The following is a 26,731-nucleotide window of genomic DNA, read 5'->3' as shown; positions in this document are numbered from 1 at the left end:
TCACTTCAGTGCCATAGTCTTTCGTGTTATCCATAACACTCGCGTGGTCCAACCCGGCTTGAGGCCGCTCCGGACTATATGCTCCCCAGCACGAAGGACGTCGCATGATCTATCCGCCATCCTCATTTCCCCCACTACGAGGCAGCGCGTTCCGGCGCCTGACCACTTGCACGGTAACTGCCGCCCTGGTCGCGGCCCTCAGCTTGGCAACGGGAACGGTGGTGGCCACGGCCGCGCCGGATGCAAGCGGCACACCCGTGAGCCCGAGCCAGTACACACTGCTCGGCGCGGATTCCCAGTCTCCGGCCTATCCGGCACCGCCAGCAATGGACGGTACGGCCGCCGGCGCCTTCGATAACGACTACTCGTCGCAGTGGACCGTCGCCTACAAGGTGGTTGACGGAGTAGGCGTAGCCGACCCGATGCCACATTGGATTTCCTGGGACGTCGGCGGATCGTTCACTTTGACCGGCCTGGACTACTCCGTCAAGAATCAGTCCAACGGCCCGGTCAAGGATTTCAAGGTTTTCGCCACCGACAACCGTGCCGTGGCAACAGACCCGGCCGGCAACTGGGGTGCCCCCGTGGCAACTGGCAGCTTCACCCAACCGAGCAGCAACACCCAAGTACAGACCGTACTGTTCAACAGCCCAGTCAAGGCCCGTTACGTGAAGTTCGAGGCTGACAGAGCCATCAACGGAAGCAACAACGTGTCAGCATCCGAGCTGCGGGTGCGCGCCGTCGGAGACACAACTCCGCAGCCAGTCCCTCCGGCCCCGCCCGCCGACCCCGCCACGCCTGTAACCATCAGCAACGGCAAGGGCCTCGACGTGCAGGTGGGCAAGGAATTCCCGCAAGCCATCTCCTACTCGCTGAACGGCAAGCATCTCTCCGGCCAGGCAAACCTGCTGAAGGACTTCGCCATCAATGGCAAGAACTATGCCGCCACCACCACGTCCACGGCGGGACCCGATTCGGTCGCCTACGCATCGACGTTCGCCGACCTGCCGAACCTGACTATCGAGTCCTCGCTAACGGTTACGCCGAAGAACACGGTGGACTTTGCTGTCACCAAGATCTCCGGCAGTGCCGCTCCGACAGTGGACCAGCTATCCATCCCCAACCAGTCCCTTGTATCGGTCGACTCCGGTGATGGCCAGTCCCAGCTGGCCCGAACCAAGATCTCCACCGATTCCACCACTACGGCCGACCAGTTCGTCTCCGTCACCGCCGGTGCCAAGACCGACGCTGCTCCGGTAGGAACGCCCTACGGATTTGTCAGCAACTCACAGCTATCGGCGGGCCTCATGACCAATGCCACCGACGATTCCGGCCAGGACTCCAACGGCAACTGGAACACACGGCTGCAGTCGCAAATCGTGGACGCCGGCAACGGGGCGAAGCGCGCCGGGCTGTCCGTGGGCAACTACACCTATGCGGCGGCCGGGGCTACCGATCCCCGCGCGCAGTTCTACACGCTTCCGAAAACCACCGTGGTTCTCTCCGCCGACGCCAACGCCGATGGGAAGGTGACATGGGAGGATGGCGCGATCGCTTTCCGGAACACCATGACCGCACCGTTGGGCGCCAGCCGCGTACCCGAGCGCGTTGTCCAGCACATTCCGTTCAATTTCGCCTCGCAGGCCACCAACCCGTTCCTGAAGACCCTGGACAATCTCAAGCGGATCTCCATGTCCACGGACGACCTCGGCCAGTGGGTGTTGGAAAAGGGTTACGCAAGTGAAGGCCACGACTCCGGCCACCCGGACTACGGCGGGGACTACAACACACGCGCCGGCGGCCTGGCCGACCTGAACGCGCTAACGACCGGCGGCGCGCAGTTCAACGCCGACATTGCCGTTCACGTGAACGTCACCGAGGCCTATCCGCAGGCCAAGAGCTTCAGCGATGGCATGATCGCCGGGCAAGTCAACGGCTGGGACTGGCTGAACCAGTCGTACCACATTGACCAGCGCACGGACCTGGGCTCGGGCGCCATCCTAGACCGCTTCGCCCAGCTCCGCAAGGAAGCTCCCGGCATCAAGACCGTCTACATTGACGCCTACTATTCCAGTGGCTGGCTGGCCGACCAGCTCGCCACGCAACTGCACAAGATGGGCTTTGAGGTTGCCTCCGAATGGGCCTACAAGTTTGAGGGCAACTCCGTCTGGTCGCACTGGGCCAATGACAAGAACTACGGTGGCGCCACAAACAAGGGGATCAACTCCAACATCGTCCGGTTCATCAGCAACGCCCAGCGCGATGTCTGGAACACCGATCCCCTGCTGGGCGGTTCCCAGGTCAAGGAATTCGAAGGCTGGACCGGCCAGGATGACTGGAACACCTTCTACAACAACATCTTCACTTCCAACTTGCCCACCAAGTTCATCCAGCATTTCGACGTCACCAAGTGGAACTTCGGCCAGTCGGCCCAGCTGACCGGCGGGGTCGCCATCAACATGGTGAACGGCCAGCGCCAGATCACGATGGGCGACGCCGTCGTCCTGCAGGGCGGCACCTATCTCCTGCCGTGGCAGGACGCGACGGACAACAGCAGGACCACCTCGCCCACCACCGCAGACAAGATGTACTTCTACACTGCCGACGGCGGCACCACTGCGTTCACACTGACCAGCCAGTTCGCCAGCAAGCGCAATTTCACGCTGTACAGGCTCACCGATCAAGGCCGGGTCAAGGTTTCCGACGTGACCGCCGTCAACGGACAGGTCACCCTCACGGGCGATAAAGGCATCCCCTATGTGCTCTCCCCGAGCGGTGACCAACCTGTCAACAGGGATGCCAATTACGGAGCCGGCACCCCGCTGGCAGACCCAGGCTTCAATGCAGGCAACCTGGACGCTTGGAACCCAACCGGCGGAGCGGCAATCTTGCGCACCGCGACAGGCGACAATGTCGCGGTGCTGGGGACCCCGGCGTCGTCCATTTCCCAATCAGTGAAGTCGCTGGAGAAGGGTAGGAACTACACGCTGAGCGCCAATGTGGAGATCGCGGAAGGCAACCGCCGCACCGTCACGCTGGGCGTCTCGGGCAAGGACTTGAGCACTTCCAATACCTTCGACATCACGCCAGCCAAGAACCAGGTGGCCGCCGACGCGAAACAGGGCACCTACTCGCAGCGCGCCTCGGTGCAATTCACCGCTCCCGTCAACCAAAAAGTGGACGTGTCCATCAGCGCCGTGGCCGGATCGGCCGCAGTGACCCTCGACGATGTGCGCATCATGGAGGACACGACGACGCCGGTGGCCGGCGCGCAGGCAGGTCCCGGAACGCTCGTGGCCAGTGCCAACTTTGAAGGCAACCAGCCCGGCTGGGGCCCGTTTGTGAAGGGCGACGCGGGCGGCAGCACCGATCCCCGCACCAGCATCAGCGACCTCAACGCCCCTTACTCGCAGAAAGATTGGAAAAACACCCACAGCCCCTACAATTCCGGCGCACTCAACGGCCACGCCGTGGACGATGTACTGGACGGCAACTACTCCCTGAAGTCGCACGAGGAAAACAGCGGCCTGGTGTACCGGACAGTGCCGGCCACGGTGCCGTTCACGGCCGGCCACTCTTACAAGGTGCAGTTCAAATACCAAACGAACGTTGCCGGTCAGTGGCAGTGGGTGACCGGTGCAGACATTATGGCCGATGGCACCGTGACTTCGCGCGACTTGAAGGACGAGGCCATGGCCCCTGCCCTGAACACCACCACCTACTCCCGGACGTTCACGGCCGGATGCGGTGACAACTGGGTGGGCCTGCGCAAAACCGGAGGAGCCAACGGCGCGGACTTTGTGCTCGACGACTTCACCGTGACCGACCTCGGCGCTGTCAGCGGGGGTGCGGCCTGTGCAAGTGTGGCCGGCCCGGGCAGTGCTGACCTCAGCCCCGGCACCACAACCAGCTATGTCACCACGTTCACCAACAACGAGAAGAGCGACGCCACCAATGTCGCGATGTCGCTGGGAACACTGCCGGCAGGCTGGAGCGCCCAGGTTTCCGCCAATGACGGTAACCTGGTGGGCACGGTGAAGCCGGGCGAAACGGCCAAGACCACGTGGATCATCACGACGCCGGCCGCCGCGGCCGGGGGCGCGGCGTTGATCCACCCGGCGGCCACCTACTTCAACAACTGTGCCACCAAGACCGTGGACTCAGACTCGAACTTGCGGGTGGGCACTCAGCCGACCGTGTCGACGTCGTCAATGACGGCAACGGCGGATTCGGAGAACCTGACGTCAGGGGCAGGCGAGGGACCAGTGGGCAACGTGCTGGACGGTGACGCGGGCAGCATCTGGCACACGCAGTATGACCCCACCATCACCAACTACCCGCACTGGGTTCAGCTCAAGCTCGACGGCGAATACACCGTCAACGGCTTCGCGTACCAGGGACGCCAGACGGGCGGCCAGAACGGCAAGGTGAAGGGCTACACGATCTTCACCTCCATGGACGGCACCACCTGGACCCAGGCGGCCACGGGCAACCTGGTCGATACGACGGCGATGCAGAACATCACCTTCCCGACGGTCCAGGCGAAGTTCGTGAAGTTCCAGGCGAATAGCTCCATCAACGGCCAGCCCTTCGCCGCAGCAGCGGAGATGCGGGTGTTCGGTCATTCCTCGGCCATTGCTCCGGGATTCGATCCGTCGCCGCGACCGTCTGACGCGGCCTGCACCCCGTAACGGCATAGCCCTTCGAGGGGCCGCGGTGGCCGGTGGTTGAGCGCTATGAAACCCGGTCACCGCGGCCCAGTTGTCTTTTGTCCAAGACGACTAGCGGCTCAGGAATACCACTGCCACTCGGGCGGGGCCCAGCCCGACGGAACCTGATGGTTGTCCCCTGTACCGCATCTGGCACAGCTGTAGCTTGCCGACGGCGGCCGCAATCCGCTGCCGTCGATCGCATAGACCGCCGGAACATACTCGTGGAATATCAAAGGAAATCCTGGGCCGCACCGCCCACAAGCCGGCACCCTGGGCAGCGCCGCGGGTACACAGGGACGATGAGTGGCCAATCGATGTCCAGCACGAGCAAGTGTCATGGTTCTCCCTCACGTCTTCATCAGTCTGGAATCGGCGTCGGCCGGATCCCGCGTTCAAAGTTCACGCCTGAACGCCCATGTCGTGCGTATGAACCCAACGGGGCATCCAGCGGGTAGTGGGTCAAACCCTATGTCAGGATTCGCTGAGGGGCCATGGGCAAGCCAGAAAAGATGGTTCGCACTCAGTTATGCAGTCGCCAGAGGAAACTGTTGCCTGCGTCACATCCTCGGTTTAGTCTTTGTTGCGGGCCGCAGCGTCGCGGTTCCTGATCGGAAGAGGACTGATGACCGAAAAAATCCGGCTTCTCGTAAAAATGGACATCGACGGTGCCCAGGTCCGCATCACAGCCCATGGGCGCCTAACCTCCCGGAGCCTCCACGCCCTTTATGTCGTCGCGAGGCGGGCCAACGCGCTCATGCATGGTCTGGCCCTTGAAATCGACGTCACCGGGGCCAACGTCGAACCCGCGGCCATGGAGGCGCTCCGCCGCTGCTCGCAGGCCCGCCGCCTTCCCGTGCTTATTGATCCCCAGCAGTCAGATGTGAACATGTCCGTCCGATCCTCTGCCGACGCTGTGATGGCCGCCTGAGCGATCCTCGGGATCCCTGACCCCCAGATCAATGGTCAGGCGGTCCCGCTGAACCATGCAAAAGATTCTTCGGTTTGTGTCGATCTGCTCTGGTGCCGTTCGACCTATGGGTGAGAAGGTCGGAAGGCGACCTTCCGGAACCTAGGAGAACATCATGGCCAAGTACATGCTGATCATGCGTCCCACGGACGAGTCCTTCGCGGCGTTCGCGAACACGGACTTCGCCGAAATCATGGATGCCATGGGAAAGTTCAACGACGAGTTGATTCGTGCCGGTGTCTTGTTGGCGGCCGAGGGCCCCGACGATCCGAACGAGGGCGTAGTGGTCGACTTCACCGGCGAGAACCCGGTAGTCACCGACGGCCCGTACGGGGAGACCAAGGAACTGTTCGGCGGCTACTACATCCTCGATGTCGCGTCCAAGCAGGAAGCCGTCGAGTGGGCCAAGCGGGCGCCGCTCACGGCGGGTAGCAAGACCGAGATACGCCGAGTGACGACGATCGACGAGTTCCCCCAGGACAACCCGTGGATCCAAAAGGAGCGCGCCTGGCGCGAGCTGACCGGGCAGCTCTGACCGGACGGTGAGCACCGCAGAGGCGCGGGGCGCCGTCGAGGCGGTATGGCGGATGGAATCCGCCCGCATCGTAGGCGCCCTCGCCCGCTATATGGGCGACTTCTCACTGGCCGAGGATCTCGCGCAGGAAGCCCTCGCCGAGGCGCTGGTCTCCTGGTCCGTAAACGGCGTGCCTGCCGAACCGGCAGGGTGGCTGCTCACCACCGGCCGCCGTCGTGCCATTGACGCCTTCCGGCGGCGCGCCGGACGCGACGAACGGTACGCCCTCCTCGCCCGAGGCCTCGACGACTCGACGCCCGGGGCGGACGCGCTGTTCGATCCCGACGCGATTGATGACGATGTGCTCGGGTTGATGTTTATCTCGTGCCATCCCGTGCTGTCGAAGGAGGCACGGATCGCCTTGACGCTGCGGGTGGTCGGTGGACTGGGCACCGACGAGATCGCCAAGGTGTTCCTGGTTCCGGTGGCGACGATCCAGGCACGCATCACGCGGGCCAAGAAGACGCTGGCCGCCGCGCAGGTGCCGTTCGCCCTGCCCGAACGGCGGGAGTTGGCCGAACGGCTCGGCTCGGTCCTTCAGGTCGTCTACCTGATCTTCACGGAGGGCTCGTTCGCATCGGGCGGCGACGAGTGGATACGCACGGATCTGGCCGGCGAGGCCCGCCGGCTGGCCCGCGTCCTGGCGCGCATCGCCCCCGCGCCCGAGGTATTCGGGCTGCTCGCGCTGCTGGAACTCACGGCAGCCCGCTTCCCGGCCCGACTCGATGCGTCCGGCGGCCCGGTGCTTCTGGAGGACCAGGACCGGCGGCTGTGGGACCAGTCGGCGATCCGGCGCGGACGTGCGGCGCTGGCGCGGGCCGCGGGGGCCGGACGTGGACTGGGCGCATACGGCCTCCAAGCCGCCATCGCGGAGTGTCACGCGGTGGCTCGCTCGGTCGCCGAAACGGACTGGCAGCGGATCGTCATCCTCTACGAGGCACTCGGACGGCTAACGCCTTCGCCCGTCATCGAACTCAACCGAGCGGTCGCCGTCGCGATGGCCTCCGGTCCCGCGGAGGGTCTTGAGCTGGTGGACGCGATCGCGTCACGGGGCGAACTGAGCGGCTCGCATCTGCTCCCCGCGATCCGCGGCGAGATGCTCACCCGGCTCGGTCGTCGCGACGAAGCGCGGTCCGCGCTACTGCAGGCCATTGAGCTGTGCGGGAACGCCGCGGAACGCGCGGCGCTCAAGCGCAAGGTCGACGCCGTCAGCCGACCATAGTTACAACGGCGACGTCGGGCTGCAGGTCGGCTGGATAACAGCGCTAAGTGTCACTTAGTGAGGACAGGCCGGGCGCCTTCGTCGCGGTCTGGAAGCGCGTCGACGGCGGATCGACCAGGCCCTTCACGGCTGTCGAGTCGATGTCTGGCCTGCTCGTCTTCGTAGGAGGAGCAGGACCGGTTCGGGGTCTTCCACTTCACAAGCGTCACGCACTCAGCGCGCGCAAGGGGCTGCGTTCTCCGAACTACCTCTGAGTAACGCGCAGATAGGCGCGCTTCATACGCCTCCATTCGGATACTCGCCGCGGTTACAGGTACCCCATCGAAGCTGACGCGATGGGGTACCCGCGGCGGTTTTGAGTGTTCAGCAATTGAGGCAGGGCTTGCTGCCCATGGCGGGCGCGGTGGCTACGGCAGCGGAAGCAACGGTCCCGGGCGCCTGGCCGGCCAGTGTGCCGCGGACGGTCGCGAACGAGTGGGCCGGCAGGCGGAGCACCAGCTGGCCGTCGCGTTCCTTGACCTCCAGCGGACGGGGGGCGACGGCGTTAGGGTGCGCCGGCGCGTTGAACGCCGCGACGCTCTCCCCGCCGAGCACTAGGGCCTGCACCTGCTCCAGGCGGCCGCCGCGCAGATCCAGGACCACCTCGCTCTCGTCCTCCAGCCCGAGATTGGCCACGGAGATGAGCACCTGGCCGTCCTTGGTGCTGGCAGAGGCAGTGAATGTCGGGAGCTGGGCGCCGTCCAGCTCGTGCGGGGCGCCGGGGTCCAGGTGCGTGTGCAGTACCGCGGCGTCCTGGTGGCCGGCGTTCATGGCGAAGACGTGGAAGGTGGGGGTCTTGACCAGGGCGCCGCTCTCCGGGTCGGTGAGCAGCATGGCCTGCAGGACGTTCACGGTTTGGGCGATGTTGGCCATGACCAGGCGGTCCGCGTGGCGGTGGAAGGAGTCGAAGTGGATGGCCGCCACTAGGGCGTCCCGGACGGTGTTCTGCTGGTACAGGAAACCGGGATTGGTGCCGGGCTCCACGTCCCACCATGTACCCCACTCATCCAGGACCAGGCCCACCGCCTTGTGCGGGTCGTAGACGTCCATCATGGTGGAGTGGGCGCTGAGCAGGGTCTCGATATGGTGGGCCGCCCGGACGGTCTTCCAGTACTCTTCCTCGCTGAATTCAGTGGCGGAGCCCTTCGCGTCCCACTGCCCGGACATGGTGTAGTAATGCAGGGAAATGCCCTGGTACGGGGACCCCTTGCGGTCCGGGCCGCCCGTGTCATGCAGCGCCTCCATCAGGGCCTTGGTCCAGGCCACGTCATCGGCGTTGGCGCCGGCCGCGATCCGGTACACCTCGTTGCCGTTGTGGGAACGGACGAACGTGCTGTACTGCCGGGCCACATCCGCATAGGCCTCCGCACGGAAGTGGCCGCCGCACCCCCAAGGCTCGTTGCCGATGCCGAAGAAGGGGACCTTCCAGGGCTCGTCCCGGCCGTTCTGCCGGCGGAGTGCGGCCATGGGTGAATCATCGGCGCGGGTGAGGTATTCGATCCACTCGCCCATCTCTTGGACGGTGCCCGAACCCACATTGCCGTTGACGTAGGCGTCCGCGCCGAGCATCTCGCAGAGGTCCATGAACTCATGAGTACCAAAGGAGTTGTCCTCCACGACATCGCCCCAATGGGAATTGACCATGCGCGGGCGCAGCTCACGCGGGCCCACGCCCTCACGCCAATGGTATTCATCGGCGAAACAGCCGCCCGGCCAGCGCAGATTCGGGATCCGGAGTTCGCGCAGGGCCTCCACGACGTCGTTGCGGATCCCCCGGGTGTTCGGGATCCCGCTGTCCTCCCCCACCCAGAAACCGCCGTAAACGCAACGGCCCAGGTGTTCAGCGAAATGGCCGTAGACGTGACGGCTGATAACAGGGCCCGCGATGTCCAGGTTGACGACGAGCCGGGGCGAAGAAGCCATGGTCAAAATTCTCCAAAGTCTATGAGTAGATTCAGCCAGTTGATTCCCGGACGATCAGCCGGAAAGGGGCCGGTCCTGACCCTTGCGTGGAGGCTGGGCACGCGAGGGGCATCATGCGCGATCCGCGCGGCTACCAAGTGTCAGGTGCCGCACCAAAGGGCACAACGGCTGGCCTGTCGACGGTGCTTTCGACTTCAATGACCCGGCGCTCTTGACTCGCACGCGTGATGGCGTCCATGACCTCAAGGATGTGGAACGCTACCCGTCCGGAGGCCCGATGTGGGCGGTCTGTCTCGATGGCCCTGGCCATGTCTGCGAGACCGTAACCTCGCCCGGCATCCTCGTAACCAGCAGCGGTTGGCGCCTCACGCCGTTCCGGTTCTTCCCGGGTCATCAGTTCGACGGGGTCAGAGAACCGGTTCGGGTCGGGGACGGCGATGGTGCCATCGGTGCCATAGATCTCGAAGAGCGGTGTCCGGGTGGCCCAGACTTCGAAGCTGACCGTGATCGTGGTGGTCACCCCGTTCGCATGCTCGAGGATCGCGCTGACATGGGTGTCGATCTCGACTGGAATCGGCGTGCCGGCCAGGGGGCCGGTCTCGACGGTTCGCGCACGGTCGGACCTTGTGGCCACTCCCGATACGCGGACGACGGGTCCGAAGAACATGACGAGGCTGGTCAGGTAGTAGGGTCCCATATCGAATAGCGGGCCGCCGCCGGGTTGGTAGTAGAAGAGTGGTGAAGGGTGCCAGCGTTCGTGTCCGGGCGCGGACCAGTGAACTTGCGCCGCTACCGGCGCGCCGATGGTACCTGCATTGAGCAACTGCAGGGCAGTTTGGACGCCGGTGCCGAGGACGGTATCGGGCGCGCTACCGACCCGAAGTCCCAAAGAGTCAGCAAGCTCCAGCATGGGGAGGGCTTCTTCCGGGGACAGCGCAAGGGGCTTCTCGGCAAAGACGTGCTTGCCGGCGTGGAGCGCCCGCGTCCCGACTTCGACGTGCGCGGCGGGGATCGTCAGGTTGATGATCGAGTCGATTCGGTCGTCGGCGAGGAGCTCATCGACTGTCAGGGCTTCGACACCCTGCTCGGCCGCGACCTCGCGCGCACGTTCTTCGTTGATGTCTGCGACAGCGACGAGCTTGAGGCCAGGCAGCTTCGGGAGGCTTTCGAAGTACTGTTCGCTGATCTTTCCGACGCCGATGACGCCGACGGTTAGCGGGACGCCCACAGCAGTCCCCTTTCGATGATGGTTTTGACGTTCGGATTCTCGAGGATGTCGACACGGTGACCGGGCGTAGAGACGAAGATGCGGCCCTTGCCCCACTGCCTGGTCCAGATGGCAGGTGAGGTGATTTCGCGGTTCCACGGATCCCAGGGCCGGACGGCTTGAGTGGTGGTCGCGAGCACATCGTTGTAGTGGTCGTGGAGTACCCAGTACTGCTCAGTGGTCAGCTCGAAGTCGACGATGCCTTCGGTGATGGGGTGCGAGGCTGCAGCTTCGGTCATGTTGATGGTGTGAGGGCGATAGTTGTCAGCCTGATCGCCGGTGAGCTCTTCCGGCGCTTTGCCGGGGTGCGCAGCAAACTGGCCTCCGATCAACTGCAGATAGTCGGAGTTGTTGCGGTAGGAGTCGGCGATGCCGCCATGCCAGCCTGCGAGTCCCGTTCCCGCTTCGACGGCGGATCGGAGACCTTCGAACTCTTCCTTCTCGATCGAGGTCATCGTGTTTGACTGGACGATGAGGTCTACCGAGGGCATGTAGGAGCTGTCAGCATAGACGGCGGGTGATTCCTCCACACGCACCGTGTAGCCGCGCGCCTCGAGGAACGGGATGAAGAGGTTGGTGGCCTCGACGGGTTGGTGCCCGTCCCAACCGCCGCGAACGACAAGTGCGGTTTTGGTCGTGAATCGTGGATCAGGGGTACTCATGTTTTCCTTGCTGCCGCCATGCGACAAATTTTCGTTAATGCGTTCTTGCGGGCGTCACTCAGCGACTGGAAAGCGACCCGCCGATTCCGCCGACCGAGAAGTGCTTGTTGAGGAACGCGAACAGGATGATCGGCGGGAGCATCATCACGACGGCGACCGCCATGACGAGGCCCCAGTTGGTGGCGTTCTGCTGGAAGAAGGATTCCAAGCCGACCGGAAGGGTGTAATTCGGGTCGGACCGGAGGAACACGACGGCGATGAGGTAGTCGTTCCACGCCAGGAGGAACGAGAAGATCGCGGTTGAGAGGAGGCCCGGCAGGGAGTTCCGGAGGACGATGCGGGTGAACGAACCGAAGATCGAGGCACCGTCTATCCAGGCGGCTTCTTCGAGAGCGATGGGGATCGAGTCGTAGTAGGCGGCCATCATCCAGATGGCGACAGACATCGTGGCACCGACGTAGATGATCACGACGCCAAAGAGGCTGTCGACCAACCCAAGGTTCGCGAACAAGATGAAGAGCGGGATCGCCGAGGTGACGACAGGCAGGGACTGCACGACGAACAGGATGAGCGAATATCCCGACACGAGCCGGTTGCGGGCCCTGGACAGAACGTAACCGGCGGGAGCCGCGACCGCGACGGCGACAACAACGGTGAAGGCGGTGATGACAAGGCTGTTGCCGAGCCAGGTCAGGACGGCCGTCTGCGTGAAGATGTTCCCGAAGTTCTCGAAGGTGAGACCTTCCGCATTCGAGCCGAGTGACGGTGTCAGCGACAGTCCGAAGACGGCGACGATCGGGACCAGGACGACGGCGGTCATGAGCAGGATCAAGACGAAGCGGGGCCACTTGCCTCTCTCACGGATGTCCTGAGAGGTCTGGCGGTCGGCCGCAGTCCCGGCCCTGTCCCTGAGTCCCGTTCTGACTTCTTCTTGAGGAGCAGTGGTCGTAATCATTCGACGTTGACCTTTCGGATCTGGCGGTAAAGAACGACCGAGATCACCACGAGGACGAACGTCATCAGGAACGCGATGGCGACGCCGGGCCCGGTCTGGAAGTTCTGGAATACGGTGAGATAGGCGAGGAGGACCAGCGACGTCGTCGCATGTGCCGGACCCCCGCCGGTGAGCAGGAAGATCGTCGGGAAGTCGTTCACGCAGAAGATCGTCATCAGAATCCACGACACAAACGTCGTGCGCGCAATCAGCGGGAGTGTTATGAGCCGGAACGACTGCCACCCTGTCGCCCCGTCGACCTTCGCCGCCTCGTAGACGTTCGTGTCGACTGAGGCGAGAGCCGACGACATCATCATCATCATGAACGGGAACGAAATCCACACTTTGAAGAGGCAGACGACGACCTGCGCGAGCACCGGGTCCGCCAGGAAGAGCACGTTTCCGAAGCCTAGATGCTCCGCGAGCACCGGAAGCGGGCTCTGGGGTGTTGCAACCAGCCAGTTCCACGAGGTCGCGGAGACAACCGTGGGGACGATCCACGGCAGGAGAAGCAGTACCTTGAACAGTCCGCCGGCCGGGATGTGGGTGCGAAGCAGCAGGCTCAGCGCGAGTCCGACGAGCCAGGAACCGAACACGCCAACGACCGTGAAGACGACTGTGAATGACGTCGCCGACCAGAACGAGGGCTGAGCGAGTACGTCGCCGAAATTCTTCAATCCGACGAAGGGCCCGGTTTCGAGAAGGGTGCCGTCATGGAGTGCTTGAATCAAGGCATAGACGAGCGGGTAGACGTTCAGGAGCAGAAGGAGGATGAGCGATGGTGCCGCGAATGCTATGAGTGTCCAGGTGCGCGGTGTAAACCGTTTCCTGGCCCGACCGGCGGGCTCCGGACCGGGTTTGCGTCCCGCCCCGGCCGGTCCGACGCCACGGCGTGCACGTTTGACGCTCTCGGCGATGCTCGTGGATGTCATGGATCAGTCCTTGATGAGCGACGTCAACGTGGACTGGAATGTCGTCAGGGCGTCCTTCGGAGACTTACCTGAGAGAACGTTCTGGCCGAAGTCGGAGATGGCGGGCGTGCTGTCGACGTAAGAAATGTTCGAGAAAAGGGCGGTTCCGCCGGGCGCTGCCCAGGTCTTGGCGATGGGCTGCCACATCTTGACGATCTTGACTGCGTTTGGGTCCGACTGGAATTCCGGGGTCGCCGCGATGGATTTCAGAACCGGGAGGCCGATGCCGGTGTTCTGGGTCCATAGGGACTTCATGTTCTGGTAGTAATAGGTCATGAACGCCTCCGAGCCCTTCTGGCTGGGCGTGTTCTTGTACATCATGATGTTGTTCGGGAAATACAGGGCGCCCTTTTTGCCGCTGGCGCTAGTGAGCGGATCGCCGACCACCAACTTGGATGCAGCCGCTCCACCGACGTTGGCCGCGAGGTTGGGGACGTCGAAGCCCATGCCGAACTTCTCGGCCTTCCACTGCGAGTTCGCGTTGGTCGCCGTGTAGCTGATGGCGGCAGGGTCCATGTAGCCCTTGCTGATGTTCTCGCGCACGAACTCGAGCGCTTCGATGTTCGCGGGCGTCACCAAATTCGGCTTGTGCTCCTCGTCAAAAATGCCGCCACCGTTGTTGATCATCAGGCCCACGATCATCTGGAAGGCGTTGCCGCCACTGGCGTTGCCATTGGCCGCGAACCCGTACACGTCGATCTTTTTCAGAGCGGCCGCCGCGTCGAGGTAGGACTGCCAGTCGGTGGGAGGGGTCGCGCCTGCCTTTTCGAGGAGCTCCTTGTTGTACCAGTTCACCCGCATGTCGAGGTTGTACGGAACGGCGACGTATCCGGCTTCGGTCTTCATCGTGTCGAGGACTCCGGGCAGGAAGTCATCGTAGATGCCATTGGATCTCCAGCTTTCGATGAGGCCGTCCGCGGGAGCGATAAAGCCTTGTTTAGCGAACTGGAACGCCTGGGTTCCGCCGCCCGAGGAGACGGCGGGCCCGGTCTTCGATGCGAGTGCAGACGAGAAAGTCTGGTTGAAGTTTGCCCACTGGATTGACTGATACGACGCAGCAGGAAGCCCCGACTCCGGCTTGTAGCCAAGGGTGATCTTGCTGTCGAGCGTGTTGAACGCCGGAGTACCCCAAGGCATGTTCCAGAACTTCAAGCTGGCACTTGCCCCACCGCCACCACCCCCGGTCGAGCAAGCCGCAAGAGCGGCGACGGCCGCGCCGGTTCCGACGAGGCCCAAGAAGCCCCGCCTTGATGTAGTAAGACGTGAAGTCTCCATCGACTTTCCTCCTTGACCCGCCACCGGGTCATAGCAATTTGAAAAGTTGCGCAATTTTCGATTATCGTTTTGCGCAGAGTGAGTATACATATCGCGATTCGGAGATCAAAGGATAATTTTTTTGCGCAAAAACATCAGTCCAGCGGCGGATGGCAAGAACCCGACCTTGGCCGACGTAGCAGCCGCAGCTGGGGTCAGCACACCGACAGTGTCAAAGGTTCTCCGCGGAGCAACAGACGTGTCCTTTGTAACGCGTGAGCGCGTGGTCCGTATCGCCCAAGAGATGGGTTACGCGAAGACCAAGCGATCACAAGCTGTGGGGCGGCTGCCCGCGAACGCGCCTCGCCTTGTCGACCTTGTGGTGAGCAACATCGGTGGCTCCTGGCCCAACAGCATCCTCACCGGCGTCGAAGAAGCCGCTGCGGTCGCAGACTGCGACGTGGTCCTCACGATCGCCCGCGCGGGCCGCGACTGGGTGGGCCGCCTCCTGCGCCGCCCCTCAACCGGAGCCATCGTCGTCCTGGTCGATCCCACGTCGACGCAGCTGAGCGCCCTCGACGCGGCTGGCATACCGGTCGTCCTCATCGACCCCATGAGCCCTGCTCCGCGTAGTGCCGCCAGCGTGGGCGTGGCGAACTGGGAAGGCGGACGGATTGCGGCCGAGCACCTACTGAGCCTCGGGCACAAACATTTCGCCCTCATCGGAGGAGTGAAGAACCACCTCTATAGTCGAGCGCGCCTCGACGGTTTTCGCTCGGCCCTGTCGGCCACGGACCTGCATGTCGAGCCTGGATTGGTTGGCGCTGCCGACTGGAACCGTGACGAGGCACGCGATTTCGCCGTCGACGTCCTGAGCCGCAAGGACAGGCCTACGGCCATCTTCGCTGCATCGGACATGATGGCCCTCGGCGTCTACGACGCGGTGCGCTACCTCGGGCTCGACATCCCCGGTGACGTCAGCGTCGTCGGATTCGATGACGTTCCCGAGGCGACTTGGGCGACACCACAACTGACAACGGTCAGGCAGCCCATTCAGGAAATGGGGGCGACCGCCTTTCGCATGCTCCTGCGCTTGACGAATCAGCGAGATGGCATCGACGCAAATGCGGACGGGCCCAGGATTGAGCTCGCGACCCGGCTCATCACACGGGGTTCGACCAGCATCCCCCGAACTCAGGCGGACACGTAACGGGCGGGGCGCCTTGGCCCGTCCTTCGCGCCCCCGGAACAGTCGCTTCTGTCCCGGGGCCGGTGCTTTTCGTCCGATCCGACCGCGGCTACTGGGCGGGAAGATCGATCACAACCCACATCTTCCGGAGGGTCTCGTGGATCGTCCAGGTGCCTTGCCACCCTGCAGGCGTTACGAACAGGGAACCCGGACCGACTTCGAAACTGCTTCCGTCTTCTTCCGTGATGGTCGCTGTGCCGCTCAGGATCTGGCAGATCTCGTCATAGCCCGGCCGGGTGCTCGCGAACGTTCCTGGAGTGACCTCCCAGATGCCCGTCTTCAGCCCTTCGCGGGCCCAAAGACGCAACGACACCTCCGTCTGTCCCGGGGTGCTGGAGGTTGCCTTGGGGCTGTGCTCGCCCGGGTTCGTTGTGTTTGCATCGCTCATGACAGTGGCCTTGACCATTGTTACTCCTTCTGGGACTGCGCCCCTCGAAAGTGCCTCCCGTCTTCGGAAGAGCACAAACCTAACCTTAGCAATTGTCAACAATCGACGATAGGGCTGAGATGGAAAATCTCCCGGTCAGGCGCGGCGCATGCCCCGACCTCTCTGGCCCGCATCCGCGCGCAGGAGTAGCGTCGGTGTGAGGATGCAGCAGGGACGGTCGGCGCCTGATGAAAGGCCGGGACTGCCTGGCATGGGGTTCTTGAAGGAGCCAACAATGGCTGGATGGAATGCTGACACGGCGGCCGGCCCGCTCGGCGCCGGGACGGTCACCCTCGTGGAAGGTACGTCGTTCTGCATCTCGTTGCCCAACGGGGACATCCACCCGGATTCACCGCACGGGGTGTTCGTCCAGGACACACGCATCCTGTCACGCTGGAACCTGACCATCAACGGCCAGTCACTGGAGCCACTGGCGGCCCAGGCCAAGGAGCCTTACCGGGCCGTTTTTGCAGGCCGAATTATCCGGTCGGACGGATATGGGGACAGTCCCCTCATCGTGGAGCGCGTTCGTGAAGTCGGGGTTGGAATCCTGGAGCACGTCACGGTGCACAACCACTCCACGGAGCCAACAGAATGCTTGATCTCGTTCAGGGTAGGTTCCGATTTCGCGGACGTATTCGAGGTGAAGGAAGCCCGGATCCAGCGCCAATGGAGCGAATCACGCGAGCTGGGCGAACATGAACTCACCATCCGTGCAAGTTGGCAGGACATCCGGAAGGCCGTCGTCATCAAATCCGAAGGTGCGGATGTCGCCCCGGAGGCGCTGACGTATCGAACCACCATCCCGCCACGTGGCCAATGGAAAACGGTGCTCACCGTGGCTCCGGTGCATGACGGAATGGTGCCGGCGGCAGCTGTTGTCCATCCCGCCGTCGGCGAACTCTCACGCAGCGACCGCCGCCGACAGGAATGGGTGGCCAAGATTCCCGTTCTCCATATGGGCAACCACTCCATCGAACGGACGCTGCGGCGAAGTTACGACGATCTTGGCGCCCTTCGAATCGAGGACCCCACCCACCCGGAGAGGATCGTCGTGGCAGCCGGTGCTCCATGGTTCATGACGCTGTTCGGCCGTGACTCGTTGTGGGCCTCGGAGATGGCCATGTCCGTTGATCCATCCTTGGCACTTGGCACACTGCAGACATTGGCGGACCGGCAGGGGGCGGTGGTCGACCCGGTGACAGAGGAGGAACCGGGCAAGATCCTGCACGAGGTGAGGTTGGACGTCTCCAGCAGCCTGGCCCTGGGAGGCAAGTCCATCTACTACGGCAGCATCGATGCGACACCGCTGTTCGTGACGGTCTTGGGCTCGGTCAGCCGTTGGGGCTTTGCCAAGGACACCATCGCCGCCCTGCTCCCCCACGCGGACAGGGCTTTGGACTGGATCCGGAACTACGGAGACAGGGACGGCGACGGCTTCGTCGAGTACGAGCGCCTCAACGACCGGGGTTTGATCAACCAAGGCTGGAAGGACTCCTGGGACGGGATCAACTTCGCTGACGGAACCCTCGCAGAACCGCCAATCGCGCTCTGCGAAGTTCAGGCTTACGTCTATGACGCGTACATGGCACGAGCTTGGATTGCCTACGACGACGGAGACGCAGCTTTGGCGACCGAACTCGCCGATCGGGCTGCCCAGTTGAAGGCACGGTTCAATGAGCAGTTCTGGATGCCCGATCGTGGGTACTACGCCATAGCTTTGGACGGCAACAAACGGCAGGTGGATGCCTGCGCCTCGAACATGGGGCACTGCCTTTGGGTCGGCCTCGTAGACGAGGACAAAGCGCCGCTGGTCGCCGAACGGTTGATGTCCCCTGAGATGTTCAGCGGCTGGGGCGTGCGAACCCTGGCCAGCGACATGGGCGCCTACAATCCTGCCAGCTACCACAACGGCTCCGTCTGGCCTCACGATAACGCCGTCATTGCCGCCGGTCTGATGCGCTACGGATTCGTCGAGGAGGCTCAACGGATTGCGTCCGCCCTGTTTGAAGCTGCCGACTACTCGGAAGGCCGCCTTCCGGAGCTTTTTTGCGGATTCAGCCGGGACCAGTACAGCGAACCCGTGCCCTATCCGACTGCATGCTCGCCCCAGGCGTGGGCAGCAACTTCACCCATCCAACTAGTGACTAGCCTGATGAGATACGACGCCCATGTTTCCCGCGGCGGCTTCTGGATGGACCCGAAGCTGCCGCCTTCCTACGGCGACCTGCATATCACCAACGCGCCAATGGCGGGCGGCCGGGTAACCATCGACATTGCAGATTCCGTTCCCACCGTGCAGGGCCTTCCACCTGGGATGGTCTTTTATCGAGGGCATCGGCCATGGCTGACCGAACTGGTGGCACAGGCCGGCCTGCGGATTTCTGAAGCCGGGCTGCGCGACGGAGCCTAGTGGTGAACCTTGCCGACGGCGGAGTTGCTCATCATGACACTGCCTGCACCTGCCCAGGAGGCTGTGGCGGGAGCAGGGCATGATGGCCATCCCGCATCCGTCAACTCGGAGGCCTGATGGGCAGCCTCGTCATACTCATCGCAGCAATGTATGAGGATACGTTGCCTAAAATCGTTGACAATCAACAAAAGTGAAGAGTATCGTCGACAATCGACAGCAACAACCACCCTTGTTTCGTCGACAATCGACGAAACGATTTATTGGAGGATTCATGGCATTCGAAACCAGGCCGAAGTTCGTTACGTTCGACATGAACGGAACGCTGATCAAGTTCCGTATCAACGACGCGATCCGTGAGGTCTTGGGCGACCGTCTGCCCGCCGAGATCGCCGATGATTTCCTGCAGGCCTGCAAGGCGTACCGGATCGACGAGTGCACCGGCGAGTACAAGCCGTTCCACCAGATTGTCGCCGACTCCATGGAACGCGCCTCGCGCCGGCTCGGCCTCGAGTTCCGTGCGGGCGACGCGCGGGCAGTCTACGAGCACATCCCCACCTGGGGCCCGTACCCGGGTGTCACCGAGGCACTGAACCGCCTGGCCGAGGCAGTCCCGCTGGTCATCATCACCAACAGCGACACCGCGCATGCTGTGCGCCTCTCGGAGAACCTGCAGGCACCGTTCGAAGTCGTTATCAGCGCCGAGCAGATGGGCGTCTACAAGCCACGGCTCCAGGCGTTTGAGTACATGTTCGACAAGCTCGGCGCGGTACCCGACGAGATCGTGCACGTTTCCGCGAGCCCGATGTACGACCTGCGACCTGCGGCCGTGATGGGCATCAAGAACAAGGCGTACGTGGACCGCGGCTTCGAGCATGACGAGCACTGGCTTGGCTATGAGCGGATTACCGACATCGCCGACCTCCCCGTCCTCTTCGGCCTGCCGCGTCCTGCTTCCTGAGCGGAGAATTGAGATCGTGATCCACAGCAAAACGGTGGGCGGCATGAGTCTCCCACTACCTCAAACCGTAAAGGGCGACTCGGCATCGGGACGGCTCCGAACCCTCGGTCTGGAGCTACCCGTCCTCGCCAGTAACGCGTACTTCGTGGACCACCGTGCGGTGGGCTCCAGCATCCACATCTCGGGCCAACTGCCTTTCAAGAACGGTGAGCTGCTGGGTCAGGGCGTTGTCGGCCGGGACGTGGACCTGGAGACAGCGCAGGAACTCGCGCGCCATGCCGCGCTGAACTGCCTCGCCGCCGCTGTGCAGGCCGTGGGGGATCTGGACCAGGTCCGGATCGTGCAGATGCTGGTCTTCGTGGCCAGCGCACCGGACTTCGGTCTGCAGTCGCAGGTCGCCAACGCGGCCAGTGAATTGCTCATCGAGGTATTGGGCGAGAACGGACGGCACGCCCGGACCGCGATTGGTGTCGCCGGGCTGCCGCTGAACACTCCGCTAGAGATCCAGATGGTCTGCACGGCCGTTTAGGCACGGGCACGCTGGCGGTGCTGTTCCAAGGCGGCGGTGTGCGGGGCCCGCTGATGCGGGTCCCGCACCTTCAGCACTCGAGGAAGTCAGCATCGCTACCCTCGATCATTCATAGACAGAATCATGAGGAGTACATCGTGAACCGCATTCAGCGAGCACTCGAGGCTCTCGTCGATCGGATTGATACTCCCGCGCCGATCGTGCTGGCCGACGTGATGCAGGAGAACATCGACCGCATGCAGGCCTTCGCCGCCCGGCACAACCTCGATGTCCGGCCACACGTCAAGACGCACAAGTGCGTGGAAATCGGCCGGCACCAGATTAAGGCGGGGGCGGTCGGAATCTCCGCAGGCAACGTGGGTGAGGCCGAGGTCTTCGCCGCGGCCGGGTTCGACGATATCTTCCTCGCCTACCCGATCTGGCCCTCGGGAACGAAAGGGCCGCGGATCCGCAAACTGGCCGAAACCATCCGGCTGCGGGTCGGCGTCGATAACGTCGCGGCGATCAATGCCCTCGCCGACGCGATGGGCCCAGAGCCTGACCGGCTGCAGGTCGTGATTGAGGTCGACTGCGGTGCCCGCCGTTCCGGGGCTCCTGCCGAGGCCGCGGGCGACCTCGCTCTGGCCGCACGCAACCGCGGCCTGGTCCCAGTGGGTGTCTTCACCTACCCGGGCCAGGGCAGCGCCGGGCCGGACGCCCGCAAGCGTGCCGCGGAAGACCAGGACGCCGCGCTCACCACCGCGGTCCGCAGCCTCACCGCAGCCGGGATCACCCCGGAGGTGGTCAGCGCCGGCTCCACACCCACCGTGGAGTTCTCCACCAGCAGCGTCATCACCGAGATCCGTCCCGGCGAGTACGTCTTTAACGACCTCAACAACACCCGGCTCGGCGCCTGCACCGAGGATCAGATCGCGCTATTCGTCGCCGGCACGGTGGTCAGCGATCAGGTTCCGGATCAGGTCATCCTCGATATCGGCACCAAAGCCCTCGGCCGCGAAGGCAACCCGGAGATCGGCTTCGGCGGCATCGCCGGAACCACGGCCGCCCTGTCCAAACTCAACGAATACCACGGATTCCTCCCCCTGCCCCCGGAGGGTTCCGCCCGGGCGTCGGGACCGTGCTTCCGGTGGTCCCCAACCACGTCTGCCCGGTGGTGGTCAATTTCGAGGAGTACATCGTCACCGACAGCACAGGCTCGACGCTGGAACGGTGGCCGGTCGACGCCCGCGGATTCCTCAACTGACCGACCCCTCACTGACAGACCCCGGACGGGAAGTCCGTCCCCCAGCCTGCAACAAAAGCAACCAACCTCACGATGGAGTGACTGACATGAGACTTGATAAGACCACGGCCCTGGTCACCGGTGCCAACAGCGGAATCGGGGAAGCAATATGTTCCCACTTCCGCCGCGAGGGCGCGAGCCTGCTGCTCACCGGCCGCAGGGAGCACATCGACAGCGCCCAGCCCGACGACGTATACGTCCCGGGAGACCTTAACGACGAGGCGTTCGTCGAAAGCCTGGCCCGGCAGGCCGCCGAGTCCTTCGGCACCGTCGACGTAGTCGTCCTCAACCACGGCCTCCAGGTCAGCGGCCCGCTCACGGAGATGGCCTACGAGGACGCGAAGAACGTGCTCCACAGCAACCTGCTCAGCTCGTTCCTGGTGATGAAGCACTTCGCGCCGCTGATGCCCGCTACCGGTGGCTCGTTCGTCCTCGTCAGTTCCCGGCTCGGCATGGTCGGCAAGCCCGATGAAGTCCTGTACTCCGCGGCCAAGGGTGGCCTGATCATGCTCGCGAAGGGCGCGGCGATTGAATGGGCGCCACGCAACATCCGGGTCAACGTCGTCGCACCCGGGTTGACCGTCACCCCGGTCATTGAAGCGTCGTTCCAACGCAGGGAAGACCCAGGGGCCTACCGCGCCCAGCGCGAGGGCCAGATCCCGCTCCAGCGCCTGGCCACCCCTGAAGAGATCGCCGATGCCATCCTTTTCATGGCGTCCTCGGAATCGTCCTACATCACGGGAGCGGTCCTGCCCGTCGACGGCGGATACACCGCCGCCTGAACACCTCAACGCTTCACAGACACGAAGGACAACCATGACAGCCCTTGCGGCAACACCCCGAAACGGAGGGCTCGGCTTCTGGATGGCCGGACTCGCGGCCACCAGGCCCGCCTACCCCCGCTTCACCGGCCAGGACTTTGTAGACCTGGCAATTATCGGTGGCGGCTACACCGGCCTGTGGGCCGCGTATTTCGCGAAGAAGCTCGAACCCTCACTCAAGGTCGCGGTTTTTGAAGCTGAACAGATCGGCTACGGCGCCTCCGGACGAAACGGTGGCTGGCTCTCAGCAATGCCCCCAGGAAACCGGGCCACCTTCGCCCGCGCATCCGGGGGAGGGCTGGACGCCAGCCGGGCATTGCAGAAGGAGTTTGTCGCCGGCGTCGATTCCGTCTTGAACATCCTTCAGGTCGAGGGGATTAATGCGGATCAGAACAAGGGCGGCGCCCTCGTCGCTGCCCACACCAAGGCGGGGCTGGGCCGGCTGGTAGCCAGGCGTGACGCCGACTGGAAGTACGGGCTGACGGTAGACGATGTCCATTTGCTCGACCGGAACGAGTTCCAGAGCCAGATCAACATCTCCACCGTCCATGGCGGGCTCTTCTACAAACACTGCGCCCGGATGCATCCGGCGAAACTCGTCTACGGCCTCGCCGACACCCTGACCGCCATGGGGGTGAACATCTACGAAGGCAGCCGCGTAGGCAGCATCGACGGCAAGACCCTCACTCTGGACAACGGACGCGTCTCCGCGGCTAAAACGTTTGTCTGCACCGAGGGGTATTCCGGACAGTTGCTTGGCAGCAGGACCCTGATCCCGATCAATTCCTCGATGATCGTGACCAAGCCGCTCTCGGAAGAGGCCTGGCAGCAGATCGGGTGGAACGGGCTCCAGTGCCTCAGCGACTCCGCACACACCTTCATCTATTCGCAGCGGACAGCGGACGGCCGCATCGCCATTGGCGGCCGGGGAAGGCCCTACCGCTACGGCTCCGGAACAGGGGGCGCAGGTTCAACAGCCCAGTCCACGGTCGACCTGATCTCCACAAAGCTTCGCTCCTTCTTCCCTGGCATCCAATTCGAAGTGGATCACGCCTGGTCCGGAGTCCTGGGCGTTACCCGTGACTGGAACGGCGGCGTGCACTGGGACCAGGCGTCCGGAATCGGATCTTCCACCGGCTATGCGGGACACGGCGTCACGGCAGCCTATGTCGGCGGCCGAACCCTCGTGGAACTCGCCTTCGAACAAGAGACAGAACGCACGGCACTTCCCTGGGTCGGGTACCGCGCACGGAAGTGGGAACCGGAACCGATCCGGTGGCTCGGCGTCCACGGCATGTACCGGCTGTTCGGCATTGCCGATCAGTGGGAAGAACGCAGGGACTCCACCAAAACCTCACTCCTGGCCAAATTCGGCAGCAGACTCGCCGGACTTCACGAATAGTCCGTCAACCAAAACTTGCACCTGAACCCTTCGAAGGGAAGCATCATGAAGACCATTAACAAAGTCCGGACCGCGACAGCGGGCTTCCTGGTGGAGCGCGGTGACGCCGGGGACATCCCGGCCCGTCCTATAGAAGCCAGAAACCAGGCGTTCCTGGAACAGGTGCTTTGAGATGGATGGAAAACTCGCAGTCATCGGCCTGGGCAGCATCGGAAGCATGGCCCTCTGGCAGGCCTCCCGCCTGTCCGACTCAGTGGCCGGATTCGAGGCACAGTCCCCGGCCCACGCCCGAAGCGCCGTCGGCGGTGACACCCGCCTGTTCCGCATGATCTACCGCGGCAGCGGCAGCTACTACCCCATCCTGGAACGCTCACGCGATCTCTGGGCCGAACTGGAGGCGGAAACCGGAAAGGACATCCTCACCCGCTGCGGCGGGCTGTCCATCGGCACCGCCGACGGACCCTACATCCGCAGTCTCCTTGAAACGACGAGAACCAACGGGGCCGCCCACGAAATCCTCACCCGCGGGGAAATGGGAGAACGCTACCCCCAGCACAACCTCCGGCCCGACGACATCGCCGTCTACGACCCCCACGCCGGGGTCCTGCGCACCGACCGTGCCGTCACCGCGGCAGTCGCAGCCGCCCAGGCCAACGGGGCAACAGTCCGCACCAACACCCCGGTCGACAGCATCACCGAAACCGGCGACGGCGTGGTCATCACCTCAGGCGATAAGTCCTGGACCTTCGAGAATGTCATTGTCTCCTCCGGCGGCTGGTCCCAGCGGCTCATGCCCGACTACCTGAAGGCCGCGACGGAGACCCGGCGGATCTTCCTGACCTGGTTCGTCGCCCGCGACGCCGCGCAGTTCACACCGGACAGGTTCCCCATCTTCAGCCGGATCTATGAGGACCGCTCCATGTATGGGGCACCCGCCGTCGACGGTGTCACAGTCAAAGCCACCTTGGACGGCCGGGGCGCACCAACACCCGACCCCGACGGCGTCCCTAGGGAACTCACCACGGCCGAAATCACCGAGACCATCGAAACGGTCTCGGAATTCTTCCCCGGTCTCATCCCGACGATCGTGCGCTCTGACGCCTTCCCGGACCTCTACACCGAGGACCGGAACCCGCTGGTGGGCCGGTTCAGCGAGTCAAGCAGGATCTATTGCGCCACAGGCTTCTCCGGAGGCGGCTTCAAAAATGCCACCGGCTACGGCCACATTGCCGCGAACGAAGCCCTCGGCAAACAGACCTTCGAGGGCCTGGACTTCGTACGACCGGAACGGTTCAAGGCGAGCTAGACCACTCCGTCAGCCAGAACTATGCGTCTGGCATCGCAAAGCGTTGCAAGCGCGGCGGGACCGCACTGGGGCGAAAAATCTCCTTCCATCACTACTGAAAGAGCGACATGAGCACTTCATTTGACCCCACCCCTCTTCACACTGACCTGTTCATCGACGGTGCTTGGCAGATGGCAACCAGTTCAGCTACCTTCCCAATCGAGAACCCGGCCACGAATGAAATCATCGCCCACGTGGCTGACGGCGGGCCCGAAGACGCAGCACTGGCCATCGAGGCCGCCGGCCGCGCCCAGACCGCATGGGCAAGGTCCACGCCGCGCGAACGGGCTGACATTCTGCGGCGCGCCTTTGATCTGGTCATTGCCAACACTGACAGGCTCGCGGCAATCATGACCGCGGAGATGGGCAAGCCCCTTGCAGAAGCAAGGGGCGAAGTGGCCTACGGCGCTGAGATGCTCCGCTGGTTCTCGGAGGAAGCTGTCCGCATAGGCGGAGACCATGCCACCTCCGTTGACGGCAACACCCGGGTCATGATCACCAAGGAACCTGTCGGGCCGTGCGTCCTGGTCACGCCGTGGAACTTCCCGCTGGCCATGGGCGCCCGCAAGATCGCGCCTGCCGTCGCTGCTGGCTGCACCATGGTCTTCAAGCCGGCGGCTTTGACCCCCCTGACATCCCTCGCTCTGGTAGAGATTTTCCGGGAGGCAGGCCTTCCCGCCGGCGTCCTGAACGTGGTCACGACCTCCAGCGCCTCCAACGTGGTAGATCCCTGGATGAGCAGCGGCATCGCACGCAAGGTCAGCTTCACCGGCTCCACCGAGATCGGCAAGAAGCTGCTGCGCCAGGCGGCCGACAACGTGATGCGCTCCTCGATGGAACTGGGCGGGAATGCCCCGTTCATCGTCCTGGCTGACGCGGACATCGAGAAGGCAGTTGAGGGCGCGCTGAAGGCCAAGATGCGCAACATGGGCGAGGCCTGCACCGCAGCGAACCGTTTCTTCGTGCACCGCTCGGTCGTGGAGGAATTCAGTGAGAAGTTCGCCAAGAAGATGTCCGAACTGCAAGTAGGCAACGGCATATTGGCCGGTACCGACGTTGGGCCTCTCATCGACCAGAAGGGCCTGGACAAGGTCGATAGCCTCGTGACGGACGCGCTTAACAAAGGCGCACGTATCCTGACCGGAGGCACCCGTCCGGAAGGCCCGGGCTACTTCTACACCCCCACCATCCTGGTGGACGTTTCCACGGACGCCGCACTCATGACCACGGAAATCTTCGGCCCGGTAGCGGCGATCACACCGTTCGACAGCGAGGACGAAGTCCTCGCTCAGGCCAACGATACCGATTGGGGCCTGGTTGGCTACGTGTTCACGGAGAGCATGGACAAAGCCATGCGCTTCTCTGCGGAACTGGAGGTCGGCATGGTCGGCCTCAACACCGGACTGGTTTCCAACCCCGCGGCACCCTTTGGTGGCGTCAAGCAGTCCGGGCTGGGACGCGAAGGCGGCAAAGTAGGCATCGAAGAATTCCTGGAGATCAAATACACCGCACTGGATGTCTGACGATCATCGAGTATGCGCACTGAATGAGGGGGATGCCAATGGCGGCACCAGAAGGACTGTTTGTCCTGGAAGGAGGACCCACCGCGCAACTGATCGCTGATCAGCTGCGTGAACAAATCGTCCAAGGGTGGACCTCCTGGTAGAGGAACACCGCAACTCAGCGGGACAAGCCCATCTATGCCTGAAGACTTCCCTTG

General features: G+C 63.5%; 21 protein-coding genes. 14 read left to right on the top strand and 7 right to left on the bottom strand.

All coding sequences use genetic code 11. The features are described 5' to 3' along the window. Window positions 1-104: 104 nt before the first annotated feature. From ACX5I4_RS03375 to ACX5I4_RS03360, 4 genes are all read left to right on the top strand, one after another. Entirely contained in the window at window positions 105-4,691 is a 4,587-nt protein-coding gene (locus tag ACX5I4_RS03375; RefSeq protein WP_461835405.1) for an endo-alpha-N-acetylgalactosaminidase family protein, read from the top strand. Window positions 4,692-5,334: 643 nt separating this feature from the next. Beyond that, window positions 5,335-5,640: a hypothetical protein gene (locus ACX5I4_RS03370; RefSeq protein WP_461835404.1), complete on the top strand. Its 306-nt coding sequence runs from the start codon at window positions 5,335-5,337 to the stop codon at window positions 5,638-5,640. Window positions 5,641-5,794: 154 nt separating this feature from the next. Then, on the top strand, window positions 5,795-6,214 hold the full coding sequence (locus tag ACX5I4_RS03365; RefSeq protein ID WP_461835403.1) for a YciI family protein: 420 nt from the start codon (window positions 5,795-5,797) through the stop codon (window positions 6,212-6,214). A 7-nt stretch (window positions 6,215-6,221) separates the two neighbouring features. Next, the gene (locus ACX5I4_RS03360) at window positions 6,222-7,475 is read left to right on the top strand and encodes an RNA polymerase sigma factor (protein WP_461835402.1); all 1,254 of its coding nucleotides are present in this window, start codon (window positions 6,222-6,224) and stop codon (window positions 7,473-7,475) included. Window positions 7,476-7,838: 363 nt separating this feature from the next. On the opposite strand, the gene ACX5I4_RS03355 is transcribed toward ACX5I4_RS03360, so the two are convergent. The 6 genes from ACX5I4_RS03355 to ACX5I4_RS03330 form a co-directional block, all read right to left on the bottom strand. Beyond that, complete coding sequence (locus tag ACX5I4_RS03355; protein WP_461835401.1) at window positions 7,839-9,437, bottom strand: alpha-N-arabinofuranosidase; 1,599 nt, start codon at window positions 9,435-9,437, stop codon at window positions 7,839-7,841. A gap of 130 nt (window positions 9,438-9,567) precedes the next feature. Further along, window positions 9,568-10,665 carry a Gfo/Idh/MocA family protein gene (locus ACX5I4_RS03350; protein ID WP_461835400.1) on the bottom strand — a complete coding sequence of 366 codons (1,098 nt, stop codon included), beginning with the start codon at window positions 10,663-10,665 and terminating at the stop codon, window positions 9,568-9,570. Next, window positions 10,650-11,366 carry a ThuA domain-containing protein gene (locus ACX5I4_RS03345; RefSeq protein WP_461835399.1) on the bottom strand — a complete coding sequence of 239 codons (717 nt, stop codon included), beginning with the start codon at window positions 11,364-11,366 and terminating at the stop codon, window positions 10,650-10,652. The genes ACX5I4_RS03350 and ACX5I4_RS03345 overlap by 16 nt, the downstream gene beginning before the upstream one ends. 58 nt (window positions 11,367-11,424) lie before the next feature. Next, a complete protein-coding gene (locus tag ACX5I4_RS03340; protein WP_461835398.1) occupies window positions 11,425-12,321 on the bottom strand; it encodes a carbohydrate ABC transporter permease in 897 nt (298 codons plus the stop codon). Next, window positions 12,318-13,292: a carbohydrate ABC transporter permease gene (locus ACX5I4_RS03335; RefSeq protein ID WP_461835397.1), complete on the bottom strand. Its 975-nt coding sequence runs from the start codon at window positions 13,290-13,292 to the stop codon at window positions 12,318-12,320. Before ACX5I4_RS03335 ends, ACX5I4_RS03340 begins: the two co-directional genes overlap by 4 nt. A gap of 3 nt (window positions 13,293-13,295) precedes the next feature. After that, window positions 13,296-14,606 (bottom strand): ABC transporter substrate-binding protein, encoded by a 1,311-nt coding sequence (locus ACX5I4_RS03330; RefSeq protein WP_461835396.1) that lies wholly within the window; start codon window positions 14,604-14,606, stop codon window positions 13,296-13,298. Window positions 14,607-14,727: 121 nt separating this feature from the next. On the opposite strand from ACX5I4_RS03330, the gene ACX5I4_RS03325 reads away from it, so the two are divergent. After that, window positions 14,728-15,795 (top strand): LacI family DNA-binding transcriptional regulator, encoded by a 1,068-nt coding sequence (locus tag ACX5I4_RS03325; protein ID WP_461835395.1) that lies wholly within the window; start codon window positions 14,728-14,730, stop codon window positions 15,793-15,795. Between the two features lie 88 nt (window positions 15,796-15,883). Here ACX5I4_RS03325 and ACX5I4_RS03320 read toward each other — a convergent pair whose 3' ends face one another. Continuing rightward, a complete protein-coding gene (locus ACX5I4_RS03320) occupies window positions 15,884-16,240 on the bottom strand; it encodes a cupin domain-containing protein (protein WP_461835394.1) in 357 nt (118 codons plus the stop codon). A gap of 256 nt (window positions 16,241-16,496) precedes the next feature. Between ACX5I4_RS03320 and ACX5I4_RS03315 the strand changes: the two genes are divergently transcribed. The 9 genes from ACX5I4_RS03315 to ACX5I4_RS03275 all read left to right on the top strand — a co-directional run bounded on the left by ACX5I4_RS03315 (window position 16,497) and on the right by ACX5I4_RS03275 (window position 26,534). After that, on the top strand, window positions 16,497-18,674 hold the full coding sequence (locus ACX5I4_RS03315) for an amylo-alpha-1,6-glucosidase (RefSeq protein ID WP_461835393.1): 2,178 nt from the start codon (window positions 16,497-16,499) through the stop codon (window positions 18,672-18,674). Window positions 18,675-18,945: 271 nt separating this feature from the next. Then, window positions 18,946-19,632, top strand: coding sequence for a haloacid dehalogenase type II (locus ACX5I4_RS03310; protein ID WP_461835392.1), 687 nt, complete (start codon window positions 18,946-18,948; stop codon window positions 19,630-19,632). A gap of 43 nt (window positions 19,633-19,675) precedes the next feature. Beyond that, complete coding sequence (locus ACX5I4_RS03305; protein ID WP_461835391.1) at window positions 19,676-20,161, top strand: RidA family protein; 486 nt, start codon at window positions 19,676-19,678, stop codon at window positions 20,159-20,161. Between the two features lie 137 nt (window positions 20,162-20,298). Beyond that, the gene (locus tag ACX5I4_RS03300) at window positions 20,299-21,489 is read left to right on the top strand and encodes an alanine racemase (RefSeq protein WP_461835390.1); all 1,191 of its coding nucleotides are present in this window, start codon (window positions 20,299-20,301) and stop codon (window positions 21,487-21,489) included. Between the two features lies 1 nt (window position 21,490). Beyond that, complete coding sequence (locus tag ACX5I4_RS03295; protein ID WP_461835389.1) at window positions 21,491-22,225, top strand: SDR family NAD(P)-dependent oxidoreductase; 735 nt, start codon at window positions 21,491-21,493, stop codon at window positions 22,223-22,225. A 34-nt stretch (window positions 22,226-22,259) separates the two neighbouring features. After that, the gene (locus tag ACX5I4_RS03290; RefSeq protein ID WP_461835388.1) at window positions 22,260-23,666 is read left to right on the top strand and encodes an NAD(P)/FAD-dependent oxidoreductase; all 1,407 of its coding nucleotides are present in this window, start codon (window positions 22,260-22,262) and stop codon (window positions 23,664-23,666) included. A 45-nt stretch (window positions 23,667-23,711) separates the two neighbouring features. Next, window positions 23,712-23,837 carry a hypothetical protein gene (locus ACX5I4_RS03285; protein ID WP_461835387.1) on the top strand — a complete coding sequence of 42 codons (126 nt, stop codon included), beginning with the start codon at window positions 23,712-23,714 and terminating at the stop codon, window positions 23,835-23,837. A 1-nt stretch (window position 23,838) separates the two neighbouring features. Continuing rightward, window positions 23,839-24,972 (top strand): N-methyl-L-tryptophan oxidase, encoded by a 1,134-nt coding sequence (gene solA / locus ACX5I4_RS03280; RefSeq protein ID WP_461835386.1) that lies wholly within the window; start codon window positions 23,839-23,841, stop codon window positions 24,970-24,972. 107 nt (window positions 24,973-25,079) lie between these two features. Further along, window positions 25,080-26,534, top strand: a complete 1,455-nt coding sequence (locus tag ACX5I4_RS03275; protein WP_461835385.1) for an NAD-dependent succinate-semialdehyde dehydrogenase — start codon at window positions 25,080-25,082, stop codon at window positions 26,532-26,534. Window positions 26,535-26,731 lie beyond the last annotated feature (197 nt).

It is taken from the genome of Arthrobacter sp. MMS24-S77, assembly GCF_054888235.1.
Note: the sequence above shows the minus strand (reverse complement) of the source record. Positions and strands in the feature narration are given on the sequence as shown.